Source organism: Dermacoccus sp. BD5 (genome assembly GCF_044878485.1).
GTDB classification, from domain to species: Bacteria; Actinomycetota; Actinomycetes; order Actinomycetales; family Dermatophilaceae; genus Dermacoccus; species Dermacoccus nishinomiyaensis.
On sequence record NZ_JANJER010000002.1, the window covers coordinates 1 to 24,646 of the forward strand.

Below are 24,646 nucleotides of genomic sequence, written 5' to 3' on the forward strand. Positions count from 1 at the left end.
GGGGCGGCCCCCCCCCCCCCCCCCGCGCCCGCCCCCGCCCCCCCCCCCCCCCCCCCCCCCCCCCCCCCCCCCGCCCCCCCCCCCCCCCCCGCCGCCGCCCCCCCCCCCCCCCCCCGCCCCCCCCCCCCCGGGGGGGGCCGCCCCCGGCAGCATGCTCGGTGTGGCGCGACCTCAGCGTGGCTCGACGTCCGGTGTGGTTCGGCGGGGAACGCTGGAAGCGGTGGTCAGCTGAGACGCGGACGCAAGTTCAGCGCCTGCTGGACGAAGGCTCGCGCATCGTGGGGACTGTCGTTGAGTTTCCGCAGTTGCGCGGCAGTGACGTCATCGGGCCGCGCGGCGCGCACGCCGCGAGCCGTCAGATCGACGAGGGCGCGCTCAGCTGAGGAACCCGCGCACCACACGATCGGCGCACCGGCGTACGCAGCGACGTCGAGGGCCGCCGCGTAAGGCAGTCCGAACAGGGCCACCGCCGTCAGCTCACGCGCCAGCGCAACGGCGACCAGTTCACTGATCGCGTGGTCGAGGACGATGACGCCGGCCGGAGAGTCATGCTCGGCGTAGGCGCGTGCCGGCCATTCTTCGCGGGTGATCGCGTAGGAGTCGTGATCGCGCCAGGCGTTGGCGCCCGACGGGCCGTCGGCGAGCCACAACATGCGGCGGACGGTGCGTTCGCGTCTGAAACCGAGCGACCGCAGGACGCCCGCCGACGTCGCGTTGGCCGTGCGCACGTTCGCCTCGACGCGGTGCAGGCCCATGCCCGACGGGGTGGGGCGCAGAGCGATGTCGACGACGAGCGCGAGACCTTCGCGGAACAGCCCCTGCCCGACGTACGGGTCGAATGCGTTGTACCCCATCGTCGCGCTCATGAACCGCCCCTGCACGACGTTCGACACGTTGACGCAGCCGACGAGACCGGCCGTGTCGTGCGGGGCGCGCACGTCGTCATGGGCGCGGATGAGGAAGGTGCGGTGCTTCTCGGATTGCGCCGCGAGGTGGTGGACGAGATCGCCCGGATTGACGGGGTTCCACGAGCCGATGCGTGCCGCGGAGCGCGTCATCGCGCGTCGGTAGGGCTCGATGTCGGCTCGCCGGGCAACGCTGACGCTGACACGTTCGCCGTTGGCGTGGAGGAATTCGGCGCTGCTCATGCGTTCGGCCTCATTCGACGATGCGTCCGCGCAGGACGACGTGGCGCGGCGCGGCGAGGACGCGCACGTCGTCGCGCGGGTCAGCGTCGAGCATCACGATGTCGGCCGGCGCACCCTCCGTCAGGCGTTCGTGGCCGAGCCATTCGCGCGCGCCCCACGTCGCCGTCGCGAGTGCTTCGCTGTTGCTCATCCCGGCGTTCGTCATCTCGGCGACCTCGCTCGCGATGAGGCCGTGCGGCAGTTGACCGCCCGCGTCGGTGCCGGCGTAGATGCGGATGCCAGCGTCGCGGGCCGCGCCGATCGTGGTGTACCGGCGGGCGTGCAGGTCGCGCATGTGCGCAGCGTAGGCGGGAAACTTGGCCTCGCCGGCAGCGGCGAACGTCGGGAAGTTGTCGAGGTTGACGAGGGTCGGGACGATCGCGATGTCGCGCTCGGCGAACAGTGCGATGGATTCCTCGGTGAGGCCGCTCGCGTGCTCGATGCAGTCGACGCCGGCGTCCGCGAAGTCGAACAATGACTGCTCGCCGAAGCAGTGCGCGGTGACGCGCGCGCCCTCGGCGTGGGCGGCGTCGATGGCGGGTTTCAGTGCCTCTGCGGGCCAGCACGGGGTGAGGTCGCCGGCGTCGCGATCGATCCAGTCGCCGACGAGCTTGACCCAGCCGTCACCGCGGCGCGCCTCCTGGCGCACGTACGCGACGAGATCTTCGGGCTCGATCTCGTGGGCGTAGTTGCGGATGTAGCGCTTGGTGCGGGCGATGTGGCGGCCGGCGCGGACGATGCGGGGCAGGTCGTCACGTTCGTCGATCCAGTGCGTGTCGACGGGTGAGCCGCAGTCGCGCAGCAGGAGCGCGCCGGCCGCGCGGTCGGCGAGGGCATGCTCTTCGGCGCGTTCGGGCGGCACTCCCCCATGCGACTCGAGCCCGACGTGGCAGTGCGCGTCGACGAGCCCCGGCAGGAACCAGCCGTCGAGCTCGACGGCGTCGTCGAGGTTCGTCTCGGGACGCGCGTAGGTGATGCGTCCGTCGACGACCCAGGCCTCCCCTACCTCATCGTCAGGCCCGGCCAGGATGCAGCCGGTGAGGTGGAGCACATCGCCATTCATGAACCGACACTATCGCGCGACGTCGGCGCTGATCGCCCGAGAGGTCGTGCATGTTCGCGATACCGGTCGCACGAACCTGCACAACTCCTCCGGGCCGAAGGACGACCGACGCGGTTAGTCCTTGTCCGCCCCCGGGCCGAGGAACTTCTCGAAGCCCTTCGGCAGCTTCATGTTCGAGTAGTCGGGCTCGTCGTTCATCTGGCCGAAGGCGTTCTCCATCGCGGCCGCACGCGCCGCTTCGGCCTTGGCCGCTGCGGCCGCCTCTTCCTGCGCACGCTTGGCGGGGTTGCCGCTCTTGCCCTTCTTCTTCGGCTGGCTCTTCGCCTTCTTGCCACCGCCGCCACCAGGCATCGCACCCATGCCCGGCATGCCCGGCATGCCGCCGCCACGCTTCAGCTGACGCATCATCTTCTGCGCCTCGCCGAAACGCTGCAGCAGCTGGTTGACCTCGGAGACCGAGACGCCCGAACCTCGCGCGATGCGCGCGCGTCGCGAACCGTTGATCTGCTTCGGGTGCGTGCGTTCGAACGGCGTCATCGAGCGGACGATGGCCTCGACACGGTCGAACTCGCGCTCGTCGAGCGAGTTGAGCTGGTCACGCATCTGACCCATGCCCGGCATCATGCCGAGCAGGCCCTTGATGTTGCCCATCTTCTTGATGGCCGACATCTGCTGGAGGAAGTCGTCGAACGTGAAATCCTCCTCGTCCATGAACTTGCGCGCCATCTCGGCGGCCTGGCGCTTGTCGAACGCGCGCTCCGCCTGCTCGATGAGCGTCAGCACGTCACCCATGTCGAGGATGCGGCTCGCCATGCGATCGGGGTGGAAGACCTCGATGTCCTTCACGCCCTCGCCCGTCGAGGCGAACATGATCGGGCGACCCGTCACCGAGGCCACCGAGAGGGCGGCACCACCGCGGGCGTCACCGTCGAGCTTCGACAGGACGACACCCGTGAAGTCGACGCCGTCCTGGAACGCGATCGCCGTCTCGATGGCGGCCTGACCGATCATCGCGTCGATGACGAAGAGCACCTCGTTCGGCTGGATCGCCTCACGGATGTCGGCGGCCTGCTGCATGAGGTTCTCGTCGACAGCGAGACGACCCGCGGTGTCGACGATGACGACGTCGTACTGGCGTACCTTCGCCTGTGCGACACCGGCCTGGGCAACCCAGACGGGGTCGCCGTGGCTGCGTGTGCCCTCGCCCGTCTCCGAGACCGCGTCGTGGCCACCCTCGTTGCCACGCTCGGGCGCAAACACCGGCACGCCCGCACGCTCACCGACGACCTCGAGCTGACGCACGGCGTTCGGACGCTGCAGGTCGGCGGCGACGAGCACCGGGAAGTGACCCTCGTCGCGCAGCCGACGCGCGAGCTTGCCCGCGAACGTCGTCTTACCGGAACCCTGCAGACCGGCGAGCATGATGACGGTCGGGCCCGTCTTCGCGTACTGGATCGACCGCGTCTGGCCGCCGAGGATCGCGACGAGCTCCTCGTTGACGATCTTGACGACCTGCTGGCCGGGGTTCAGCGCCTGGCTGACCTCCGCACCGAGCGCACGCTCACGCACCCCCCGCGTGAACTGCTTGACGACGGGCAGCGCGACGTCGGCATCGAGCAACGCCATCCGGATGTCACGGATGGTCGCGTTGATGTCTGACTCAGTGAGACGCCCCTTGCCCTTGAGGTTGGCGAAGGTCGCTGTCAGGCGGTCTGAGAGGCTATTGAACACCGGCCCAGATTACCCGCTCCCATGCGGCCCCGTCAGATCGACCGTGCAGTGGAGCCGATGCCGAGCCCGTCGCGTCGGCGTTCGTCGATGTCGACGCTCGGTCTCGGCGGGAATGCCCTCGAGGAACGACGCATCGTGGCGACTGTCCCCATCTGCGATGCTCGTCCACATGGGCGTAGATGCAGATGTGGACGAGACTCGCAGAGGGGGACGGGATTCGCAGAGGGGGACGGGATTCGCAGATGGGGACGGGTGCCGGGGTTCTTCGAGGTAGCGGTTCGAGCGAAGAGATGCGTCAGCCGGCGGTGTCGACGGCGTCGAGCACGGCGCCGATGACGCGCGCCGCGTGCGGCGGCGCCAGCGGCGAGCCCTGCTCGTCCGTGACGTAGAAGGTGTCGGCGCTGCGTCCCGCATATGTCGCGATGTGCGCGGAGCGCACGGAGACCCGCTCGGCGGCGAATGCCGACCCAACGTCGAACAACAATCCGAGACGGTCGGCGGCGCGCACCTCGATGACGGTCGCGTGCTGCGATGCACCCGGGACGACGAACGCGGACGCCCGCGGCATCGTCGCGCGTGACGGCCCCGCGGCAGCGCGACGGCGCGCGTCTGCCTCGAGGGCACGCAGCGGCAGGCGCTCGCCCTCGCGCAACGTTCGCAGCGACCGCGCCAGGTCGCTCGTGCGCGGCACGTCGCCGTGCGGCACCTCGACGACCCACGTGTCGACGGCGAGGCCGTCGATCGTCCGCAGGTTCGCCGACCGCACGGACGTGCGTCGCAGCCCGAGCACGCCCGCCATGTCGGCGAAGAGGCCGAGCCGGTCGACGTCGATGATGCGGACGGTCACGACGCCGCTCACGCCCTCCAGCGGCTCGATCTCGACGACCACCTCCCCCGCTGTGACGCGTCCTCGCTCGTCCGCGCTCACGATGCCCGACGGGCTGCCAGCGTCGACCTGCGCCTGCACCCCGTCGCCTTCCGCGACCGACTCGGTCTCGTCCAGGGCCTGGGCTGACGCCGCGGGGGCGCGACTCGAGGGTCGAGAGACCGCAGGAGGAGAACCGGCGTGTCCGGTCGCCACGTCCTCGGACGGCCGCTGCTCGGCCGTCGCCCCGGGCGACGACGCGTCGGGGGACGAGGCACCCTCGAAGGTCGCGGCAGGTGCGGGCACGCCTGCGACCGTCTCCTCCGACGCGAACCGCCTGCGTGCTCGCGCGGCGAGGTCGCGCACGAGGCCGGCGCGCCACGTCGTCCATGCCTGTGGTCCGGCTGCTCGCGCGTCGGCCTCCGTCAGCGCGGCGAGCAGGTCGAGGCCTTCGGCGCTGCCGGCCGCCTCGCAGAGCATCCTGACGGTCGCAGGGTCGTCGGGGTCGCGTTTCGTCGCCAGATCGACGAGCGTGAGGTGTTCGCGCACGAGACGTTCGACGAGGTCGCAGTCGGCGCGATCGAAGCCCATGCGCTGGCAGATCGCGCGCGCGACGGGTGCGCCCTCCGCGCTGTGGTCACGCGCGCCTGCGGCCTTGCCGATGTCGTGCAGCAGCGCGGCGACGAGGAGCAGGTCGGGCCGTGCCACGTGCTCGCGCAGGCCCGCCGCGATGACGACGGCCTCGATGCTGTGTCGGTCGACGGTGAACTGGTGGATCGCGTTTCGTTGCGGGCGCGAACGCACCGTCGACCACTCGGGCAGCCAGACGTCGACGATGCCGCTCAGATCGAGGCCCTCCCACACGTCGACGATGCCGGGCCCGCTCGCGAGGAACCCCACGAAACCCTCCCGGATCTCTCGCGGCCACGGGGCGGGCAGCGGCCCGCAGCTCGCGACGAGGTTCGCGAGGGTCGTCGGCCCGATGAGCGCACCCCGCGAGGCTGCCGCAGCGGCGGCGCGCAGCAACGTCAGGTGCCCGCCGTCGCGGCGCCCCGCGCCGAGGACGACCTCGCCGTCGTGCAGGTGCAACCCGTGCCCGAGCGGCGTCAGCGACGGTCGGCGCGGCCCGACGCGCAACGTCCGGGCTCGCTGCGACTGGCCGGCCGCGCGCACGGCCGCGTCCGTCACGTACGTGATCGTGCGCGCCGCGTCGACGACATGCGTCAGCAACTCGTCGCTGTCGGAGCACCCGAGCAGCGCCGCGACGGCGTCCTGATCCTGCAGGCTGAGCCGCTCCCGCCCCCGCCCGGTGACGACGTGCAACGCGTCGCGCACGTCGAGCAATTGCGCTCGGGCGCGTTCTGCGCTGGCGCGGTGAGGGTCGGCGAGCCACGCCGTCGTCAGCGCGCCGACGAGGCTGAGGTCGCGCAGGCCTCCCCCGGATTCCTTGAGGTCCGGATCGAGCGTCGTCGCGATGTCACCGAACCGCGCGTGCCGCGCCCGCAACGACTCGACGACCTCCGGCAGCCGCTTGCGCGCGGCACCGCGCCAGTCGGCGGCGATCGCCTGGCGTACCCCGGCGACGAGGACGCCGTCACCGGCCACGGACGCGATGTCGAGCATGCCGACCGCAGCGGCGAGGTCTGACGACGCGGCCTGGCGGCACTGCGCTAGCGTGCGCACGGAGTGGTCGAAGCGCACCCCTGCATCCCACAACGGGTACCACAGGGCGTCCGCGAGCTCGGTGATGCGTTTCGAGCCTACGCTGCGCCCGTCGTGCAGGAGGACGAAGTCGTAATCGCTCAACGGCCCCGCATCGCCCCGGGCCTGCGAGCCGACGACGGCGAGCGCCACACCGCTCTGACGCTCGGGCAGCCCCGTCGCCGCACACGCATCGCGCCAGGCCTGCGCCATGAAGGCATGGGCCGACGCCGCGAGCCGCTCCCGACGTGCGGGGCCCGCGCCGGGTTGCTCGAACTCGCGCGTGCGCGCGAGGTCGAGACGTGCGGCGTAGTGGGCGGACACGGCGCTCATGGCTGCATCGTCCTCTCTCGGAGGGCTGGGCGGGGGTTCTGCGCCGTCGATGGCTGGGGTTGTGCGTCTACGGCGACTACGACGGCGTGGCGCGCGGCGTGGTTCGCCTCACGAAGCGGGACGGACGCCGACGAACGCCGGGCCGGAGGTCCTCGGGCGGCGACGGCGTTCTTCAAGGTCTCGACCGAACCGGGGCGGCCGAGCGTCACCGTCGGCACTCGGGCCACGAGGACTCGTGCGCCACGTCGGCGAGGCTCACGTCCCAAAGGCGCTCAGACCGCGGCAGCGCCGGTCTCGCCGGTGCGCACGCGCACGATGTCGTCGACGGGAACGGTCCACACCTTGCCGTCGCCGATGCGTCCCGTCTGCGCGGCACGCACGACGGCGTCGACGACGGCGGGCGCGTCGGCGTCGTCGATGACGACCTCGATGCGCAGCTTCGGCACGAAGTCAACGCTGTACTCGGCGCCGCGGTAAACCTCGCTGTGGCCGCGCTGGCGGCCGTAGCCGCTGACCTCGCTCACCGTCATCCCGGCGATGCCGAAGGCCTCGAGGGCTTCCTTGACGTCGTCGAGCTTGAACGGCTTGATGATGGCGGTGACGAGTTTCATGCCTGCACTCCTCGCGGGTCGTTGTGTTCTGCGCCGGTGGTGCTGCCACCGAGGGGGCCGTGGCCGGACGGCAGCAGGCCGTGGCCGACGCGGGTACCGGAGGCGAACCCACCGAAATCGTAGGCGGATTCGGCGTGCTCGGCGGAGTCGATGCCTGCGAGCTCGTCGTCGTGGTCGATGCGCCAGCCCATCGTCGCCTTGAGGGCGAGGCCGATGACGGCGGTGAGCACGCCCGTGAACGCGAGGCAACCGAGCGCGATGACGATCTGCACGACCGTCTGCTCGTAGCCCTTGCCGTAGAGCAGGCCGTTCGTCGTCGACAGCAGGCCGGCGCCGATCGTGCCCCACAGGCCGGAGACGAGGTGGACGCCGACGACGTCGAGCGAGTCGTCCAGGTTGAACTTGAACTTCAGGCTGACGGCCAGGGCGCTGAGGATGCCGGCGACCGCGCCGAGGATGAGCGAGCCGACGGGGCTGAGCGCACCACAGGCGGGGGTGATCGCGACGAGACCGGCGACGACGCCGGAGGCGGCACCGATCGATGTCGCCTCACCGTCCTTGATCTTCTCGACGGCGAGCCAACCGATCATCGCCGCACACGTCGCGGCGGCCGTGTTGACCCACACGAGGGCGGCCGAACCGTCTGCGGCGAGCTCGGAACCCGCGTTGAACCCGAACCAGCCGAACCAGAGCAGACCGGCGCCGAGCATGGTCAGCGGCACGTTGTGGGGGCGCATGGGCACGCGGCCGAAACCGGCGCGGCGCCCGACGATGAGGGCCAGGACGAGGCCCGCCATGCCTGCGTTGATGTGGACGACGGTGCCGCCCGCGAAGTCGATCGGTGCGAACGTGGCCTTGCCGTCGGTCGAACCGAACATCGTCGCGGCGACGCCCTGGTCGGTGCCGCCGAGGAACCCGCCGCCCCACACCATGTGCGCGATCGGGAAGTACACGATCGTCGCCCAGATCGCGGAGAAGACGAGCCACGTCGAGAACTTCACACGGTCGGCGATGGCGCCGGAGATGAGCGCGACCGTCAGGCCCGCGAAGGTGAGCTGGAAGCCCACGAACGCGAGCTCGGGGATGTTTCCGTAGCCCTCGTACCCGAACGAGTTGAACACGTCGGCGACGTTGTGCAGACCGAACTTGTCACCCGGGTTCGCGATCACCCCGGCGATGTCGTGGGTGCCGAACGACATCGAGTAGCCGTAGAGCACATAGATGATGCCGACGACGCCGAGGGCGCCGAACGACATCATCATCATGTTGAGCACCGACTTGGAGCGCGTCATCCCGCCGTAGAACAACGCCAGCGCGGGCGTCATCATGAGCACGAGCGATGCGCACACGAGGACGAATGCGGTGGCCGCATAGTCGAGTTTCGGGGCGGCCTCTGCCGCCAGAAGGTGTGCGTTCATGCTCAGTGATCCTGCCCTCGCCACGTTTCAGCATGCGGCTCGCGATGTTTCGCCCATGTTTCGGATGCGGCGCTGACGTGAAATCGCGGTCACATCCTGAGGGTATGCACGCCATGTGAGACGTTTCGTGTCGAAGCGTGGACGCACGAGCGCCCACCGGCCGTGACGGCGGGTGGGCGCTGCGGGGCTCGAGACAGGCCTGCTCAATCGAGCACGGCGTTGACGTAGGCCTCCGGGTCGAACGGCGCGAGGTCGTCGGGGCCCTCGCCGAGCCCGACGAGCTTGACGGGCACGCCGAGCTCACGCTGGACGTTGACGACGATGCCGCCCTTGGCGGTGCCGTCGAGCTTCGTCAGTACGACACCCGTGACGTCGACCGCCTGGCCGAACACCTCGGCCTGACGCATGCCGTTCTGGCCGGTCGTCGCGTCGAGGACGAGCAGCACCTCGTCGATGGGACTGCGCTTCTCGATGACGCGCTTCATCTTGGCGAGCTCGTCCATGAGGCCGACCTTGTTGTGCAGGCGCCCCGCGGTGTCGAGCAGCACGACGTCGCACTCGTTCTCCTGACCGGCCTTGACAGCGTCGAACGCGACGGCGGCCGGGTCGGCGCCCTCCTTCTCGGAGCGAACGGTGGGCACGCCGACGCGGGCGCCCCACGTCTCGAGCTGGTCGGCTGCGGCGGCACGGAACGTGTCGGCCGCGCCGAGGATGACGTCCTTGTCCTCGGCGACCAGAACGCGCGCGAGCTTGCCGACGGTCGTCGTCTTGCCCGTGCCGTTGACGCCGACGACGAGGACGACGGCGGGTCGATCGCCCACGCGGCTCGCCGCGATGCGGCGATCCATGTCGGGGCCGACCTGCGCGAGCAGTTCCTCGTGCAACCAGCCGGAGACGGTTTCCTCGTCCGTGGCACCGTGCACGGCGATGCGGCGTTTGAGGTTGTCGACGATCTGCGTCGTCGCCTCGACACCCAGGTCGGCCTGCAGCAACGTGTCCTCGACGTCCTCCCACGCCTCGTCGTCGAGGCTGCCGCCGGACAGCATGGCGAGCAGGCCCTTGCCGAGCGCAGTGTTCGAGCGCGACAGTCGCTCACGCAGGCGAACCATGCGCCCACGGGCCGACTCGGGGCGCTCGAGCGCAGCCGGTTCGGGCGCGGGCGTCTCGTCGACGACGTCAGCGGGCTCGACGACCTCGGGGGCGGGCGCTTCGTCGCGCGGTGCGTCGACGACGTCGGTCTGCGCGGGCTTCGCCGGGGCGGGCGCCGCCGACTTCGACGTGTCGATGCGCACACCCGAACTCGGCGTGTACTGCGTCTTCTTCGGTGGCGTGCGCGGAATCTCGACGGATTCCTCGCGCGCCGGAACCTTCGGAGCCTTGCGCGAACGGCCGCGGACGAAGGCCACGAGGCCCATGACGGCGGCGACGAGCGCTACGGCGACGACACCAAGAATTTCCCAGAGCTGATCCACGCCGCCATCATTGCAAACGGCACCGACAACCGCCCAACGAGGCGGCGACGGCACGCGTCAGCTGGGGAATCAGGAGCGGCGGATCCGACCGCCGCGCTCGGCCGCGCGCTCGCCGTCCTTGGCCGTCGCGGCGCGCGGGGCGGCTGGCGCGTGACCGACACGGAAGAGCTTCTCGCCACGCGTGGTGAGCACCGGACGGCCCGCCCGTCGCGCCGGCAGCGCGACGATGCCGACGACGAACGCCGCCAGAACGACGGTCAGCGTCATACCGAGCACGATCCAGAACACGAATCCTCCGAGGGGTGGGTGTGACGCGCGGATGGCACGTCGGGTGGGAGCGAGCGCATGAGGCCTGCTCCGCCATGATTGTCGCCGAACCGTCCTGACGGCGCCAGTCGACGCGCCTCAGGTGGCCCTCGTGTCGCACAACGGCCAGCGGCGCCGTCAGGACGCCTCGGCCGGCTCGGGTGCGACCCGCACGTCGGCGAGACGCTGTGAGACCACCGTCGTCACGCCGTCACCGCGCATCGTCACGCCGTAGAGGGCGTCGGCGACCTCCATCGTCCGCTTCTGGTGCGTGATGACGATGAGCTGGCTCGAGTCACGAAGCTCCTCGAACAGCGTGATGAGGCGGCCGAGGTTCGCGTCGTCGAGGGCCGCCTCGACCTCGTCCATGATGTAGAACGGGCTCGGGCGCGCCTTGAAGATCGACACGAGCAGCGCAACGGCGACGAGGGAGCGCTCGCCGCCGGAAAGCAGCGACAACCGCTTGATGCGTTTGCCCGGCGGGCGCGCTTCGACGTCGAGGCCCGTCGTCAGCATGTTCTCGGGGTCGGTCAGAACGAGCCGCCCTTCACCGCCGGGGAACAGGCGGGAGAAGACGCCTTCGAACTCGCGCGCCACGTCGTGGAACGCCTCGGTGAAGACCTGCTCGACACGCGCGTCGACCTCGCTGACGATGGACAGCAGGTCCTTCTTCGAGCCGCGCAGGTCGGCGAGCTGCTCGCTGAGGAACGTGTGCCGTTCCTCCAGGGCCGCGTACTCCTCGAGGGCCAGCGGATTGACCTTGCCGAGCTGCTTGAGGTCGCGTTCGGCCGTGCGCAGCCGCTTCTCCTCCAGGACCCGCTCGAACGGGCGGCTCGCGACTGGCTCAGGGCCGGTCGGGGGCCGCCGTCTGTGTCGTCGCACTCGCTCCCCTGCCCTGACGGAGCGCGTCCCGACGATGCCTGGGTGCCGGCTTTCTCGCCGGCGGTCATACCGGCGCCGGCCTCGAACAGCGTCACCGGCAGATGCGGCCCGAATTCTTCGACGAGGACATCAGGGTCGATGCCGAGTTCCTCGACCGCCCTCGTCTCCAGCGCCTCGATGCGCAGCCGCTGCTGAGCGCGCGCCATCTCGTCGCGGTGGACGGAGTCGGTGACCTCGCGCAGTTGGTCGCTGCATTCCTGCAGGCGGACGCGGGCGGTGCGCAACGCCCCGTCCCGAGTCGCCTTGCTTGCCTGCTCGGCGTCACGCGCCCGGGTCACCTCATCGCGCGCGCGACGCACCTGCTCGCGTGCCAGTTCGGCGGCCCGTTCGACGGCCTGCGCCAGGGCTGCGGCCTCCCGACGTCGGACGCGGCGCGCCTGCGCCCGTTCGCGCGCGGCGACCTCCGAGCGTGCGGCGGCCTCGAGGGATTCAGCGCGCCCAGCGATCGCGCGGACTCTTTCCTGAAGCGTGCGAAGCGTCAGACGTTGCTCGGTCTCCTGCTCGCGCGCCGTCGCGGCGAGCGTCGCCAGACGGTCTCGTTCGGCGACGGACGGTTCGCTCTCACCCGGTTCGGCCTGCGCCTCGTCGAGACGCATCTCGAGTTCCATGAGCTCTTCACGGTTCGCATCGAGCGCGACGCTCGCCTGCTCGATCGAGTCGTTGATGCGGTCACGCTCGTGGGAGGCCGCGGCGATCGCCTGATGGTGACGCGCGAGCGCCGCCATGAGTTCCTCGATGCGCGCGTCGTTCTCGGCGAGCGCCGCCGCAGCATCGTCCGCGGCGTCCTGCGCGGCCGCGAGTGGCTGCGTCAGGGCTTCCAGGGCGTTTTCTGCGTTCTGCTCGGCGTCGGCAGCGATCTCCGCGTCCCGGACGGCATGCTCGTGCGCCGCGCGCACCTCGAGGCGGGAGCGCCCAGGGCGGCCCCCGCCACGCACCGCGGTGGGTTCGTAGACGTCCCCGTCGAGGGTGACGGCCCACGCACCGGCGTGGACGAGCGTGAGCGCGCTGTCGGCGTCGGGAACGATCGCGAGTCGGTCGACGAGGACGTCGAACGCGCTCTGCATCGTCGCCGGTACGCTCGCGACGTCGCGCACCCAGACGGCACCCTCGGGAAGGGTCGGCCAGTCGTGGGTCGTGACGTCGTGCGGCGCGTCTCCCGCGACGAGGAGAGCGACGCGGCCGCCGTCCTGCGCTCGCAGGGCGGCCAGCAGAGCTGCGGCGTCGGTGTGGGAGTCGACGAGCAGGGCCTCGGCAGCCCACCCCAGAGCGAGCGAGACGCCGGCTTCGTGACCTGGCTCCACCTCGAGGCGGCTGACGACGTCGCCGAGCACGCCCGACGCTTCGGCGGGGAGGTTCTCGAGCCCCGCCGTGTCGGAACCGAGCATCTCATCGAGCGCCTGCGCGCGTGCGGCTGAGGCGCTGCGGCGTTGGGCTGAAGTATTGCGCTCGTCGCGCAGCACGCGACGACGTTCGAGCAGGGCAGCGTGATCCGCCCTCAGCTTCTCCGCGGCATCATTGAGCGCCGCTTCGGCGGCTTCCGCGTCGCGCAGCGCCTCCTCGAGAGGCGCCAGCTCCTCCTGGGCCTCGGCCACTCGCGTCGCGGACTCCCCGATGCTGGCGCGCAACCGCGCGAGTTCAGCCTCGCCTGCTTCCACGCGTGAACGCCGAACCTCGACCTGACCGTGAAGCTTGGCCAGACCCTCGCGTCGATCTGCGGCTGCCCGCGCGATCCGCACGAGTCGCTGCTGCTCGACCTGATGTTCACGTTCAGCCTTCTCGCGCACCTCGACGGCGGCGTCGAGCGCCTCCTGGGCTCGCTCGACCTTGGCCTGCAGCTCCAGCTCTTCCCCCCGGACCCGCTCGGCCTGACGCCGCAGCTGCTCGGGATCCCGGCCCGAACCGGGCGTCTCGTCCTGCGCCGCCGTCAGCGAGGTGGCTCGTTCCGCGGCGAGCCGGCGCGTCGAATCGAGTTTCTCCTCCACTGACGACAGCGCGTACCACTGCGACTGCAGCCGTTCGAGCACCGGAGCGCGGGCTGCCATCTCGGCCTCGATCTCCTCGACGCCGGCCTTCGCGGCGCGCACCGCGTCGTCGAGTTCGGCGCGACGCCGCACCATCGCCTGTTCGTCCGCGACGTCGGCCTCGAGCCGCGCGCGCTGCTGGACGAGGTCGTCGGCGAGCAGCCGCAGCCGTGCGTCACGCACCGTCATCTGGATGGCTTGCGCCCGACGCGCCGTCTCGGCCTGGCGCCCCAGCGGCCCGAGTTGGCGGCGAACCTCGGCCGTCAGGTCGGCGACGCGCGTGAGGTTGGCCTCCATGCCGTCGAGCTTGCGCAGCGCCTTCTCCTTGCGACGGCGGTGCTTGAGCACGCCGGCCGCTTCTTCGATGAACCCGCGACGTTCCTCGGGCGTCGCGCGCAGCACCGCGTCGAGCTGGCCCTGGCCGACGATGACGTGCATCTCCTTGCCGATGCCGGAGTCGCTCAGCAGCTCCTGGATGTCGAGCAGTCGGCACGGCGTGCGGTTGATCGCGTATTCGGAGCCGCCGCCGCGGAACATGGTGCGGCTGATCGTCACCTCGGTGTAGTCGATCGGCAGTGCGCCGTCTGAGTTGTCGATCGTCATCGTCACTTCGGCGCGCCCGAGCGGCTGGCGCCCGGAGGTGCCGGCGAAGATGACGTCGTCCATCTTGCCGCCGCGCAGGCTGCGGGCACTGCCCTCGCCCATGACCCAGGCGAGCGCGTCGACGACGTTGCTCTTGCCGGAACCGTTCGGACCGACGATGCAGGTGATGCCCGGTTCGAGGACGAGGTTCGTCGCCGACGCGAACGACTTGAACCCCTTGAGGGTCAGCGACTTGACGTACACGGCGCGCGGTTCAGGCCGTCGGCTGCGGCGCGCCGGCGGCGGCCGTGTCGCGCGCCGTGAGGACGAGCGGGCCCTCGGCGGTGATCGCGACGGTGTGCTCGGAGTGCGCGCCACGGGAACCGTCGACGCTGCGCAGCGTCCACCCGTCCCGGTCCTGGATGATCTGGTCGGTGCCCGCCATGAGCCAGGGCTCGATCGCGATGACGAGGCCAGGCTTGAGCTTGAGGCCGCGGCCTGCACGACCGTCGTTGGGCACGTGCGGTTCGCCGTGCATCGTGCGGCCGACGCCGTGGCCGCCGAACTGCGTGTTGACGCGGTATCCGGCGCCTGCGCAGACGTCGGCGATGGCGGCCGAGATGTCGCCGAGCTTGTTGCCGGGCTGCGCGGCCGCAATCCCTGCGGCGAGGGCTCGCTCGGTCGTGTCGATGAGGCGCAGGTCGGCCTCGCGCGGCGTGCCGACGACGAAGGAGATCGCCGAATCGCTCACCCAGCGGTCGAGTGATGCGGCGAAGTCGATGCTGAGCAGGTCGCCGTCCTTGAGGGCGTAGTCGTGCGGCAGGCCGTGCAGGACGGCGTCGTTGACGCTCGTGCACAGCACCTTGCCGAACGCGCTCGCGCCGAAGCTCGGGTGGTAGTCGATGTAGCACGACTCCCCACCGGCGTCGGTGATCATGCGGTGCGCCAGGGCGTCGAGTTCGAGCAGGTTGACGCCGACGTCGGCGGCCTCGCGCAGGGCGGTCAGGACGGATGCGACGAACGCCCCGGCGGGCTTCATCTCGTCGATCTCTCGGGGCGTACGCAGTTCGATCACCCGACTACGGTAGTGCAGCCCGCGCCCGGACACCGTCGAGCCTCGCGAAGCATCAGCGGTCGATCGTGTCGCGGCGGCCCGTCGCGACGACCAGGATGACGACTGCAGACGAACCCGCGTGCCGGTGGGGAGGGTGTGATCAGTGGTTCGTTTCATGGCCGGAGCTGAAACCGGAACGTCCACCACTCGCCTCCCCCGGTAGACCGGTGGGCGACTCTCACGGTCGGCAACCATGAGGTCGATCACCGCACCGTCAGCACGAACGAACCGATGGACAGGTGCGCGAACGTCGAGGGGCTCCTGGAGATCGAAGCCGATGCTCTGAACGGCCCGCGCGGCTTCGCCGTACGAACAAACCCTGATCTCCACCACCAGCCACGGCTTCGAGCGTGTCGAAGGGGTCGCAGAGCACGAGCACGCTCCTCGATCGCGCGGCCGGCGGCGGCGCTCACGCGAGCGTCCCCGAGCAGATACGTGTCGATGAGTGTGCGCGCGATGCGATCATCGCGCACGGGTCGTTCGACCACCCCGACTTTCCCGTTCACGTCTACGCGCACGTCTGAGGCGTACTCGAATTCATCGAGATCGACGACGCGACCGAAGCGCAGCCAGCTCCCCTTTCCGACGACACCGAGCTGATGCAGGTCAGCACGACTCGGGCCGATCGGGTCGATGTCCAGGGGGCATCGGACCGATACCTCGCCCACGATCCGAGTCCCCCACTCGCATGGGCGATCTGACGCGCCGTCATCCGGCGGAGCCGAGCCGTCAATCGTGACCTCTCGGATCCGCGGAGCTCAGCGGTAGCGCCCGACGTGAGAAGGTCGAGCGCCGCATTTCGGCCCGCCTCGTTCCACGTGCGCCCCGCGGGGCAGAGCGCTGCCAAGCTTGCGCTGCGCGATCATCGACAACGAGGGCACGTTCGACGCGGCGATGCGCAGAAAGGGACCCACCGACGACAGCAGCCTGCGCGGTTCGGATCGCACATCCGTGACGGCGCGCCACGTCGGCCAGCCATCTCCATGACACATCTCTTCGCGTATGCGCATATATGTGTCATCGGTTCACTCTGATGTAGATGCGCCATCCGGAGCGGAATTCGGTTGTCACCCGCGTGCACGAACTCGTACTTCGTCCATGTCCTCAAAGCATCCGTGGCCGCGTCATGTCGACGACGTCGTCCTGCGCGATCCCGTCGCTCGGGACGACGACATCATCGCCGGCTTCCGCAACGACCCCGCAGTCACACGATGGTTGATCGTGACCGAGGAAAGCCCGGAGAACTGCGACGCCGCTGGATGGGGGTCGCGGCGAGCGAGTCGGACTTCTCGCGCATCGCGGAGGTCGCCGGCATCGGAGCGCGTGCGGTGATCGACCCGTTGTTCAGGAACGGTCCATCGTCCGGGGCGGCTTCTGGCACGTCGGGCAGAAGTGCGACGAGCGGTTCATGAACTGCTCCCTGACGATCAGCGTGCCGCAGCGGCGGCACGGCTTGCCCTGCTGACCGTAGGCGTCGAGAGAGCGATCGAAGTAGCCGCTCGCACCGTTGACGTTGACGTAGAGCGCGTCGAAGCTGGTGCCGCCATGATCGAGCGCAGAACGCATGACGTCCTGCGCCGCCGTGAGCACGCCGATGAGCTGCGTCTTCGTCAGCATGCGCCCCGGGCGTCGACCGTGCACCTGCGCGCGCCACAGCGCCTCGTCGGCGTAGATGTTGCCGATACCGCTGACGATGCCCTGATCGAGCAGCATCCGCTTGATCGCGACATCCTTGCTGCGCATGAGCCGCGCGACGGCGCCCGCGTCGAACGCCTCCTCGAGCGGGTCAGGCGCGATGTGCGCGATCGACGCGGGCACCTCGCGCCCGTGCGCCACCGTCAGGTCGTCGAGGAACAACCCGCCGAACGTCCGTTGGTCGACGAAGCGCATCTGCTGGGCCGATCGTTCCGAGCGCGGCCTCTCCGATGCGTCAGTCACCCCCGGCGCATCCACCGCCTCACCCGAGCCAGCGCGCTCCCCCGACTTCCTGGGCGGCGAGAGCTTCACAGGCGCCGACAGGTCGAACACCGCGTGCGCATGCTTCTCCAGCGGCGAGTCGGCGCTCTCGACGAGCACCTGTCCACTCATGCCGAGGTGGATGACGAGGGCGTCGTCGGCCACCGCACCCTCGCGCCGGTCCAGCGGCACCGTCGCGTCCGCCGAGCCATCAGAACCGGGACCGGCGTCTTCGAACGTCACCCACAGGTACTTGCCGCGCCGTTGGGCCGACGCTACCCGTCGTCCGAGCAATGCGTCGGCCAGATGCTGCGGCCCCGGCAGGTGACGGCGTGCGACGCGCGAGCCCGTCACCCGGGACGAGACGAAGGCCCGGCCGACCACGTGGTCGTCCAGGCCTCGTCGTACGACTTCCACCTCGGGAAGCTCAGGCATGCGCGCCGTCCGTGACGGGGACCGCGCCCGCCTCGTCGCGTACGACGTCACCGCAGGCCGAACCGGCGTTCTTCGCCGCTTCGTCGCGCAGGCTCACCCACGCGTTCTCGGCGGCGATCATCTCGGCCGACTTCTTGTTGCGCCCCGTACCGACGCCGAGGGTGCGCCCGTCGACGACGACGGTCGCGGTGAAGACCTTGTCGTGATCCGGCCCTTCACCCTCGACGACGTACGTCGGCGCACCGAGGCCGGCCGCAGCGGTGGCCTCCTGCAGCGACGTCTTCCAGTCGAGCGCGGCACCCATCGTCGACGATCGGTTCATCAACGGATCGATGAGGTGGTGGACGATGCGTCGCCCCGCCTCGATGCCGCCCGAGAGGAACACCGTGCCGATGACGGCCTCCGTCGTGTCGGCGAGGATCGAATCCTTGTCGCGTCCACCCGTGGCGAGCTCGCCACGCCCGAGCAGCAGGTACTCCCCCAGCTCGAGACCGCGCGCGACCTCAGCGAGGGCCCGCGAGTTGACGACCGCCGCCCGCTGCTTCGCGAGGTGCCCCTCCGGCGCGTCGGGCTGATCCGTGTACAGCGTCTCGGTGACGACGAGGCCCAGCACGGCGTCGCCGAGGAACTCCTGGCGCTCGTTGTGCGGAATGCCGCCGTTCTCGTACGCGAACGAACGGTGGGTCAGGGCACGACGAAGCAGCGACTCGTCGACGTCCACACCCGAAACCTCAGAGAGGATCCGGACGAGGTCGCCGACGGGCCGCTGCGACACGTCAGCAGCTGACCGCTTCGAAGACTTCTTGCCCACGGTCTGCGAACGGCCGATCAGGCCTGGTGCTCGGTGCGCTCCGCTGCACCGTAGTGGCGGCCGTTGTACGTACCGCACGCCGGGCACGCCATGTGCGACTGCTTGTTGGCACCACACGCGGGGCACGCCTGCACGGCGACGGGCGTCGCCTTCCAGTTGGCTCGGCGCGAGCGGGTGTTGGCGCGGGACATCTTCCGCTTCGGGACAGCCACGTCAGTTCCTCTTCTCGTCTTCTGCCGATCCAGCCTCGGTCAGGTTGACCAGGGCCGACCAGCGGGGGTCGATAGCTTCGTGATGGTGATCGGGGTCGTCGTCGAGTCGTGCACCGCATTCGGAGCACAACCCGAGGCAGTCCTCGTGACACACCGGTTGGAACGGCAGGGTGGGCACCACAGCGTCCCGCAGCACGGGCTCGAGGTCGGCGTCGTCGCCGTCGAGCACATGCAGTTCGTCCTCATCATCGCCGCCTGCCACCTCACGGTGGTGCGCAGCACGATCGGCGTAGACGAACAGCTCCTGAAAGTGGACGTCGACCGGGTAGGTCACGTCCTCCAGGCACCGCACGCACGCGCCGGTTGCCGTCGCCTCGACCTCACCGGTGATGAGGACTCCTTCCATCACCGATTCGAGACGCAGGTCGAGCCCGACGGGCTGACCCTCCTCGATGCCGATGACGTCGGTACCGAAATCTGCCGGAGCCTCGACGTCGCGGTGGAGGCGCAGCGAATTTCCGGGTCGACGACCGAGCTCCCTGGTGTCGAGCACCAGCGGGCGGCGGGAATCAGCCTGGGTCATTACCTTGCACTCTTCGTCGGTCGAGAACTTCGAACATCTTTCGGCCACAGCGATGGCGTAGGCCGACGTGCAAGTCTACGCCGCGGGCGCGCACTCTCCCAAATCCCAGAATGTGCGGGCCTGCGCAGGTCAACGCGACGCGCCGACACGTTCGAGCAGCGGGCCGATGACGGGCTCCGGAACCATGCCCGTGACGTCGCCGCCGAGGCCCGCGACCTGCTTGATGAGCGAGCTCGACAGGTGATCCATGCCCGGGTTTCCGGGGATGAACACCGTCTCGAGACCCGACAGCGCGCGGTTCATCGTCGCCATCGGCGTCTCGTAGCTGAAGTCGGTCTCCCCGCGGAGCCCCTTGACGACGAGCGGTGCGCCCAGCTCACGGCACACGTCGACGAGCAGCGTGTTGGCGTAGGCCGCGGCACGGACGTTGTCGAGATGCGCGACCGAGCGCTCGATGAGGTCGACGCGCTCGTCGGCGCCGAATGTCCCCTGCTTGTCGGGGTTGTGCAGCACCGTGACGACGACGTCCTCGAACAGCGCCGCGCACCGCTCGATGACGTCGAGGTGCCCCAGCGTCAGCGGGTCGAACGAGCCGGGGCAGACGCACGTCGTCATGATGTGACCTTTGCGATGTCCTCGGGCGTACCGGTGACGACGATCTCGGGCACGACCTGATCGAGCGTCGCCACGACGGCCTGGACGTCGTCGGGCTCGGGCGCGTCGTCCTGGGCGAGCTCGGCGAACCACATCGTCGTCTCCCCGTAGACGCGCGGCTCCCAGGCCTCCAGGCGCGGGTGCCACGTCGGCTGCGGCGAACGCGACGAGCGTTCGACGACGACGAGAGCGCGCTCGGCGAGCCACTCCCGCTCGACGAGCAGGTCGATGGCCTGCCGCAGCTGCTCCTCGCTCACGCTGTACGGCGGGTCCATGAGCACGAGCGCGGCCTTGACGCTCGGCGGGCCCTCGAGGAACTTCTCGACGGCCTGCGTCACGACACGCACCGGCGAGAACCCGAGGTTGCGCACGTTCGTGCGGATGACGGTCGCGACGCGGCGGTCGACCTCGACGAACGTCGCGGACGCGGCGCCGCGGCTGAACGCCTCCAGCCCGAGCGCGCCGGAGCCCGCGTACAGGTCGAGCACGTCCGCGCCGAGCATCGCACCGAGATGCTCCAGCCGGGAGAACAGCGCCTCACGGACGCGGTCGGACGTCGGGCGGGTGCCCGCTCCGGGGGGCGTGTCGAGCCTGCGGCCTCCGGCGGAGCCGGCAATGATGCGCGTCATCAGCTTCTTTCCAGAAATTCGGCCTGCGACGCGTCCACGCGGGCATGCGCGGCCTGCGCCAGCAGGGGATGCTCGGTCAGAGACGGATCCGCTTCGACGATGGCGGCGGCCTCGGTGCGCGCGGCCTCGATGACGGCGAGATCGGACGCCTTCGTCAGCTCCAACCAGTCGAGAGACGATCGCCGTCCGCTCTGCGCGGCGCCGAGCACGTCTCCTTCCCGTCTCAAGTCTAGATCCAGATCGGCGATGGCGAATCCGTCGTTGGTCTCCGCGACGCGCCGCAGACGCTCGAGCGTGCCGGGGTTCTCGTTGCGTGTCACGAGCAGGCACAGCCCGCCGTGCTCGCCCCGCCCGACGCGTCCGCGCAACTGGTGCAGCTGCGACAGGCCGAACCGGTCCGCGTCGACGATGACGGTCATCGACGCGTTCGGCACGTCGACGCCCACCTCGATGACGGTCGTCGCGACGAGCACGTCGACCTCACCGGCGCCGAAGCGGCGCATGACGTCGTCCTTCTCCTCGGCGGGCAGCCGGCCGTGCATGAGATCGATCCGCAGCCCAGCGAGCGCAGGCAGGCGGCGCATCTCGTCGATGAGGTCGACGACGCCGATGGGGCGCGCCGCGGCATCGCCCTCCCCGGCGCCATGAGCGTCGGGCCCGTCGACGAGGCCCGGCGCGACCGGCTCGCTGCCGTCACCGATGCGTCCGGCGACGACGTAGACCTGACGCCCGGCGGCGCACTCCTCCGCGATGCGCTCCCACACCCGGTTCATCCACGACGCGACGTGCGTCGGCACGACGTGCGAGACGACCGGCGCACGCCCACGTGGCAGCTGACGAAGCGTGGAGACGTCGAGGTCGCCGAACGCCGTCATCGCGACGGTGCGCGGGATCGGCGTGGCCGTCATGACGAGCACGTGCGGCGGGCGGTGCGCCTTCGAGCTGAGCGCCGCGCGCTGCTCGACGCCGAAGCGGTGCTGCTCGTCGACGACGACGAGACCGAGGTCGGCGAACTCGACGTGCTTCTGCAGCAGCGCGTGCGTGCCGATGACGATGCCCGCCTCGCCCGAGACGATGTCGAGCAGCGCCTGCGCGCGCGCCGAGGCCGACATCGAGCCGGTGAGCAGCGTGACGCGGGTGCCGTCGTCCGCGCCGCCGAGGCGTCCGCGTTCGGCGAGCGGGCCGAGCATCGCGCGCATCGAGGCGGCGTGCTGGGCAGCGAGCACCTCCGTCGGCGCGAGCAGTGCGGCCTGCGCGCCCGAGTCGACGACGGCGAGCATGGCGCGCAACGCGACGAGCGTCTTGCCCGAACCGACCTCACCCTGCAACAAGCGGTGCATCGCGACAGGCTCGGCGAGATCGCGTGCGATCTGCTCCCCCACCTCGCGCTGGCCCTCGGTGAGCTCGAACGGCAACGTCGCATCGAAGCGTTCGAGCAGACCGCCGGGCTTCGCAACGCGCGGTGTCGACGGCTCGGAGCGCGCCTCGTGGCGCCGCTGGGCCAGCACGATCTGGGTGGTGAACGCCTCGTCGAACCGCAGCCGCTCACGCCCCGCCTGGACGTCGGCCATGCTCGCCGGCAGGTGCAGGCCGCGGTAGGCGCGGGTCGTCGTGACGAGACCGTGACGCGCGCGCAGCGGCTCGCCGAGGGGGTCGGGGATCTCGCCGAGCGCGTCGAGGACGGTGCTGATCGAGAGGGTGAGGTTGAGGTTGGTGATCTTCTCGACCTGCTTGTAGACCGGCACGAGGCTGCCCGGATACACGCTCATGTCGGCGTCGTCCATCAGCGTGTACTGCGGGTGCGACAGCTGAAGCTGCTTGTTGAACAGGCCGAGCTGGCCGCTGAACAGCGCGCGTTTGCCCGGGCGCAGGACGTTGTAGTGAGGCTGCGCACTGAAGAACGTGACGGCGGCGCGGCGGCCCTCGTCGTCGACGATGACGGCGTTCGCCATCGAACCCTTGCGCGTCTGCATGCGTCGTTGCGTCATCGTCTCGACGCGTGCGGTGAGCACGACGTGCTCGCCGAGTTCGAACTCGCCGAACGTGCTGCCGGCGTGCGCGTCGATGTAGCGGCGCGGGAAGTAGTCGAGAAGGTCGCGCACCGTCACGAGGTCACGCGCCTTCGCGAGCTTCTTCGCGCCGGATCCGAGGACGGCGAGCAGTGGCGAGTCGAGCGTCACCTCACCCATGGGTCACCTCCATGAGGACGAGCGAACCGGCATCGAGACGCAGGACGTCGATGCTGCCGCCGTCACCGACGCGCGTGCGAGCGAGCGACAGGAACTTCTGCGCGGCACTTTCGTCGGCGCCGGGCGCGAGGCACACGAGCACCGACTCGGCGCCGGGGAGATGGAGACGGGCCAGGTCGCGCGCGGCCCGCCACGAGTCGGCCCGCAGGAATTCGACGTCGTCACCGGGGTCGTCGTCCTCCCAGACGGCCGCTTGCTCGCCCTCCCAGTCACCGAACGGCGAGGCTGCATCGTCGAGTCGTTCGAGCAGCGCGAGGAGGTTGCTCGAGCGCGCGCCGTCACCGGCGTCGACGTCCGCGAGAACGTCACCGGCTGCGTGGCCCCACGGCGCTCCCGGCTCCCGCGAATCGCGCGTCTGCGCACCGAGGGCGAACGCGTAGGCGCGCACCGCCTCGTCGCGCGCGGCGACGAGCATGGGCTCACACCCCGGCAGCGGGCCGTCGAAATGCGTCATCGTGACGGCGCTGATCGTCGCGCGCTCACGCATGACGGAAACGGCCGTCAAGGGCTCGTCCGTGTGCAGGTGGACGCGATGCAGCCGTTCGTCGCCCGCGACGACAACCGAGTCGCCCCACCGCGCGAGCACGTCACGCAGCGCCGAGGCGCCCTCGTCGTCGAGGCCCTCGGCGATGCACACGACCTCGAAGGCCGGGCCACCCGCGGCGACGTGGCAGCCCGCGTCCTCCTCCAACGACGTCGTCCGACGCGCGTCGAGCCACGAGCGGGTGTTCGTCCGGGGCAGGCCCCCCGCACCCGAGGCGACGCGGTCGAGGGCATCGAGGACGAGCAGCAGACCCGCACCCCCGGCGTCGACGACGCGCGAACGCACGAGCGCCTCCAACTGTGCGGGTGTCGCGTCCAACGCCTCCTGCGCAGCCTGGTGTGCCGCCCGCGCCACCTCGGCGGCATCGGCCTCGCGTCCTGCGCCCGCGGCCTCGTCGACGCATCGACGGGCGGCGAGGGCCGCGGCCTGCGCGACCGACAGGATCGTGCCCTCCACCGGTTCGCCCACCGCGCCGCGGGCGCAGGCCGAGGCGGACCCGAGCGCCTCGGCGAGGCCCGGACCGTCGAGGCCGACCTCGAGGACGGCGGGATCGGCCAGCAGCACGCGGGCGAAACCGCGCACGTATTCGGAGAGGATGACGCCTGAGTTGCCCTGCGCCGCCCGCGTCATGCCGGTGACGAACGCCTTGGTGCGCGCACGCGGCGCGTCGTCCGAACCGGTCTGTGAGAGTGCGACGAAGCCCGCTTGGAGGCTGGCGCGCATGTTGGTGCCGGTGTCGCCGTCGGGCACGGGGAAGACGTTGAGCGCGTTGAGCGTCGACTCCGCCGACGACAGTTCGACGCGTGCGGAGACGAGGGCGCGGGCAAGGTCACGCGCGCTCAGGCGTTGCGTCATGTACCCTCCTGCCTCTCGCTCCGGCGACCGCCGCGGGCGTCTCCCGCGAGACGTGAATCATCATCGCGGCGTGTCACGAGTACCTTGGCACATGGGTCTGACAACCTCGGCAGGGCGGGGTGAAAAGCCGTACACGCCACTCCGGGCGAACGCCACACGCACGGCGAACCGGCGACGTTAGGGCGGCTCCGCATGCGGCGCGCCGCGTTCGACAGGCCGGCCTCCACGCACCCGAGCGCGGCGCCGTTTTGATCCCACCCGCTGCCTCCGGCTATGCTGTGCAGGTTGCCCCCATGACATCACGCGAATCATCTCGACGCTGCGGATCGATGGGGGCGAGCGAGACCGTCAGGTCTTGCGCGAAGCAACCGA

Annotated in this window: 20 protein-coding genes; 1 reads left to right on the top strand and 19 read right to left on the bottom strand. The window is 70.3% G+C overall.

All coding sequences use genetic code 11. The features are described from left to right. Window positions 1-224: 224 nt before the first annotated feature. From NQ706_RS01630 to map, 11 genes are all read right to left on the bottom strand, one after another. On the bottom strand, window positions 225-1,148 hold the full coding sequence (locus NQ706_RS01630; protein ID WP_051805995.1) for a GNAT family N-acetyltransferase: 924 nt from the start codon (window positions 1,146-1,148) through the stop codon (window positions 225-227). Between the two features lie 10 nt (window positions 1,149-1,158). Continuing rightward, on the bottom strand, window positions 1,159-2,250 hold the full coding sequence (locus NQ706_RS01635; protein WP_038568829.1) for an amidohydrolase family protein: 1,092 nt from the start codon (window positions 2,248-2,250) through the stop codon (window positions 1,159-1,161). Window positions 2,251-2,364: 114 nt separating this feature from the next. Continuing rightward, a complete protein-coding gene (gene ffh, locus NQ706_RS01640) occupies window positions 2,365-3,981 on the bottom strand; it encodes a signal recognition particle protein (protein WP_006944856.1) in 1,617 nt (538 codons plus the stop codon). 295 nt (window positions 3,982-4,276) lie between these two features. After that, complete coding sequence (locus NQ706_RS01645; RefSeq protein ID WP_038568832.1) at window positions 4,277-6,880, bottom strand: [protein-PII] uridylyltransferase; 2,604 nt, start codon at window positions 6,878-6,880, stop codon at window positions 4,277-4,279. Between the two features lie 272 nt (window positions 6,881-7,152). After that, complete coding sequence (locus tag NQ706_RS01650; RefSeq protein WP_006943278.1) at window positions 7,153-7,491, bottom strand: P-II family nitrogen regulator; 339 nt, start codon at window positions 7,489-7,491, stop codon at window positions 7,153-7,155. Beyond that, complete coding sequence (locus tag NQ706_RS01655) at window positions 7,488-8,909, bottom strand: ammonium transporter (protein ID WP_038568834.1); 1,422 nt, start codon at window positions 8,907-8,909, stop codon at window positions 7,488-7,490. Before NQ706_RS01655 ends, NQ706_RS01650 begins: the two co-directional genes overlap by 4 nt. A 203-nt stretch (window positions 8,910-9,112) precedes the next feature. Beyond that, complete coding sequence (gene ftsY / locus NQ706_RS01660; RefSeq protein ID WP_038568836.1) at window positions 9,113-10,381, bottom strand: signal recognition particle-docking protein FtsY; 1,269 nt, start codon at window positions 10,379-10,381, stop codon at window positions 9,113-9,115. Between the two features lie 69 nt (window positions 10,382-10,450). Next, a complete protein-coding gene (locus tag NQ706_RS01665; RefSeq protein ID WP_150112764.1) occupies window positions 10,451-10,648 on the bottom strand; it encodes a hypothetical protein in 198 nt (65 codons plus the stop codon). A gap of 177 nt (window positions 10,649-10,825) precedes the next feature. After that, window positions 10,826-11,284 carry an AAA family ATPase gene (locus NQ706_RS01670; protein ID WP_038568840.1) on the bottom strand — a complete coding sequence of 153 codons (459 nt, stop codon included), beginning with the start codon at window positions 11,282-11,284 and terminating at the stop codon, window positions 10,826-10,828. Then, a complete protein-coding gene (locus tag NQ706_RS01675; protein WP_404360254.1) occupies window positions 11,218-14,496 on the bottom strand; it encodes an AAA family ATPase in 3,279 nt (1,092 codons plus the stop codon). Before NQ706_RS01675 ends, NQ706_RS01670 begins: the two co-directional genes overlap by 67 nt. A 10-nt stretch (window positions 14,497-14,506) precedes the next feature. Beyond that, a complete protein-coding gene (gene map, locus NQ706_RS01680) occupies window positions 14,507-15,307 on the bottom strand; it encodes a type I methionyl aminopeptidase (RefSeq protein WP_038568842.1) in 801 nt (266 codons plus the stop codon). Window positions 15,308-15,696: 389 nt separating this feature from the next. Between map and NQ706_RS01685 the strand changes: the two genes are divergently transcribed. Next, window positions 15,697-15,870, top strand: a complete 174-nt coding sequence (locus tag NQ706_RS01685; protein WP_165584042.1) for a hypothetical protein — start codon at window positions 15,697-15,699, stop codon at window positions 15,868-15,870. An 820-nt stretch (window positions 15,871-16,690) separates the two neighbouring features. Here the strand turns inward: NQ706_RS01685 and NQ706_RS01690 are convergent. The 8 genes from NQ706_RS01690 to NQ706_RS01725 form a co-directional block, all read right to left on the bottom strand. Beyond that, the gene (locus NQ706_RS01690; protein WP_038568846.1) at window positions 16,691-17,737 is read right to left on the bottom strand and encodes an Fpg/Nei family DNA glycosylase; all 1,047 of its coding nucleotides are present in this window, start codon (window positions 17,735-17,737) and stop codon (window positions 16,691-16,693) included. Then, complete coding sequence (gene rnc, locus NQ706_RS01695; protein ID WP_235181932.1) at window positions 17,730-18,512, bottom strand: ribonuclease III; 783 nt, start codon at window positions 18,510-18,512, stop codon at window positions 17,730-17,732. Before rnc ends, NQ706_RS01690 begins: the two co-directional genes overlap by 8 nt. Before the next feature lie 53 nt (window positions 18,513-18,565). Then, window positions 18,566-18,760 (bottom strand): 50S ribosomal protein L32, encoded by a 195-nt coding sequence (rpmF, locus tag NQ706_RS01700; protein ID WP_006943268.1) that lies wholly within the window; start codon window positions 18,758-18,760, stop codon window positions 18,566-18,568. Window position 18,761: 1 nt separating this feature from the next. Then, window positions 18,762-19,343, bottom strand: coding sequence for a DUF177 domain-containing protein (locus NQ706_RS01705; protein WP_038568850.1), 582 nt, complete (start codon window positions 19,341-19,343; stop codon window positions 18,762-18,764). Window positions 19,344-19,472: 129 nt separating this feature from the next. Next, the gene (coaD, locus tag NQ706_RS01710) at window positions 19,473-19,958 is read right to left on the bottom strand and encodes a pantetheine-phosphate adenylyltransferase (protein WP_038568852.1); all 486 of its coding nucleotides are present in this window, start codon (window positions 19,956-19,958) and stop codon (window positions 19,473-19,475) included. Next, window positions 19,955-20,626 carry a 16S rRNA (guanine(966)-N(2))-methyltransferase RsmD gene (rsmD, locus tag NQ706_RS01715; protein ID WP_038568854.1) on the bottom strand — a complete coding sequence of 224 codons (672 nt, stop codon included), beginning with the start codon at window positions 20,624-20,626 and terminating at the stop codon, window positions 19,955-19,957. Before rsmD ends, coaD begins: the two co-directional genes overlap by 4 nt. Beyond that, window positions 20,626-22,815 carry an ATP-dependent DNA helicase RecG gene (locus tag NQ706_RS01720; protein ID WP_404360258.1) on the bottom strand — a complete coding sequence of 730 codons (2,190 nt, stop codon included), beginning with the start codon at window positions 22,813-22,815 and terminating at the stop codon, window positions 20,626-20,628. The genes rsmD and NQ706_RS01720 overlap by 1 nt, the downstream gene beginning before the upstream one ends. Continuing rightward, window positions 22,808-24,274, bottom strand: coding sequence for a DAK2 domain-containing protein (locus tag NQ706_RS01725; protein WP_051806000.1), 1,467 nt, complete (start codon window positions 24,272-24,274; stop codon window positions 22,808-22,810). Before NQ706_RS01725 ends, NQ706_RS01720 begins: the two co-directional genes overlap by 8 nt. Window positions 24,275-24,646: the final 372 nt, after the last annotated feature.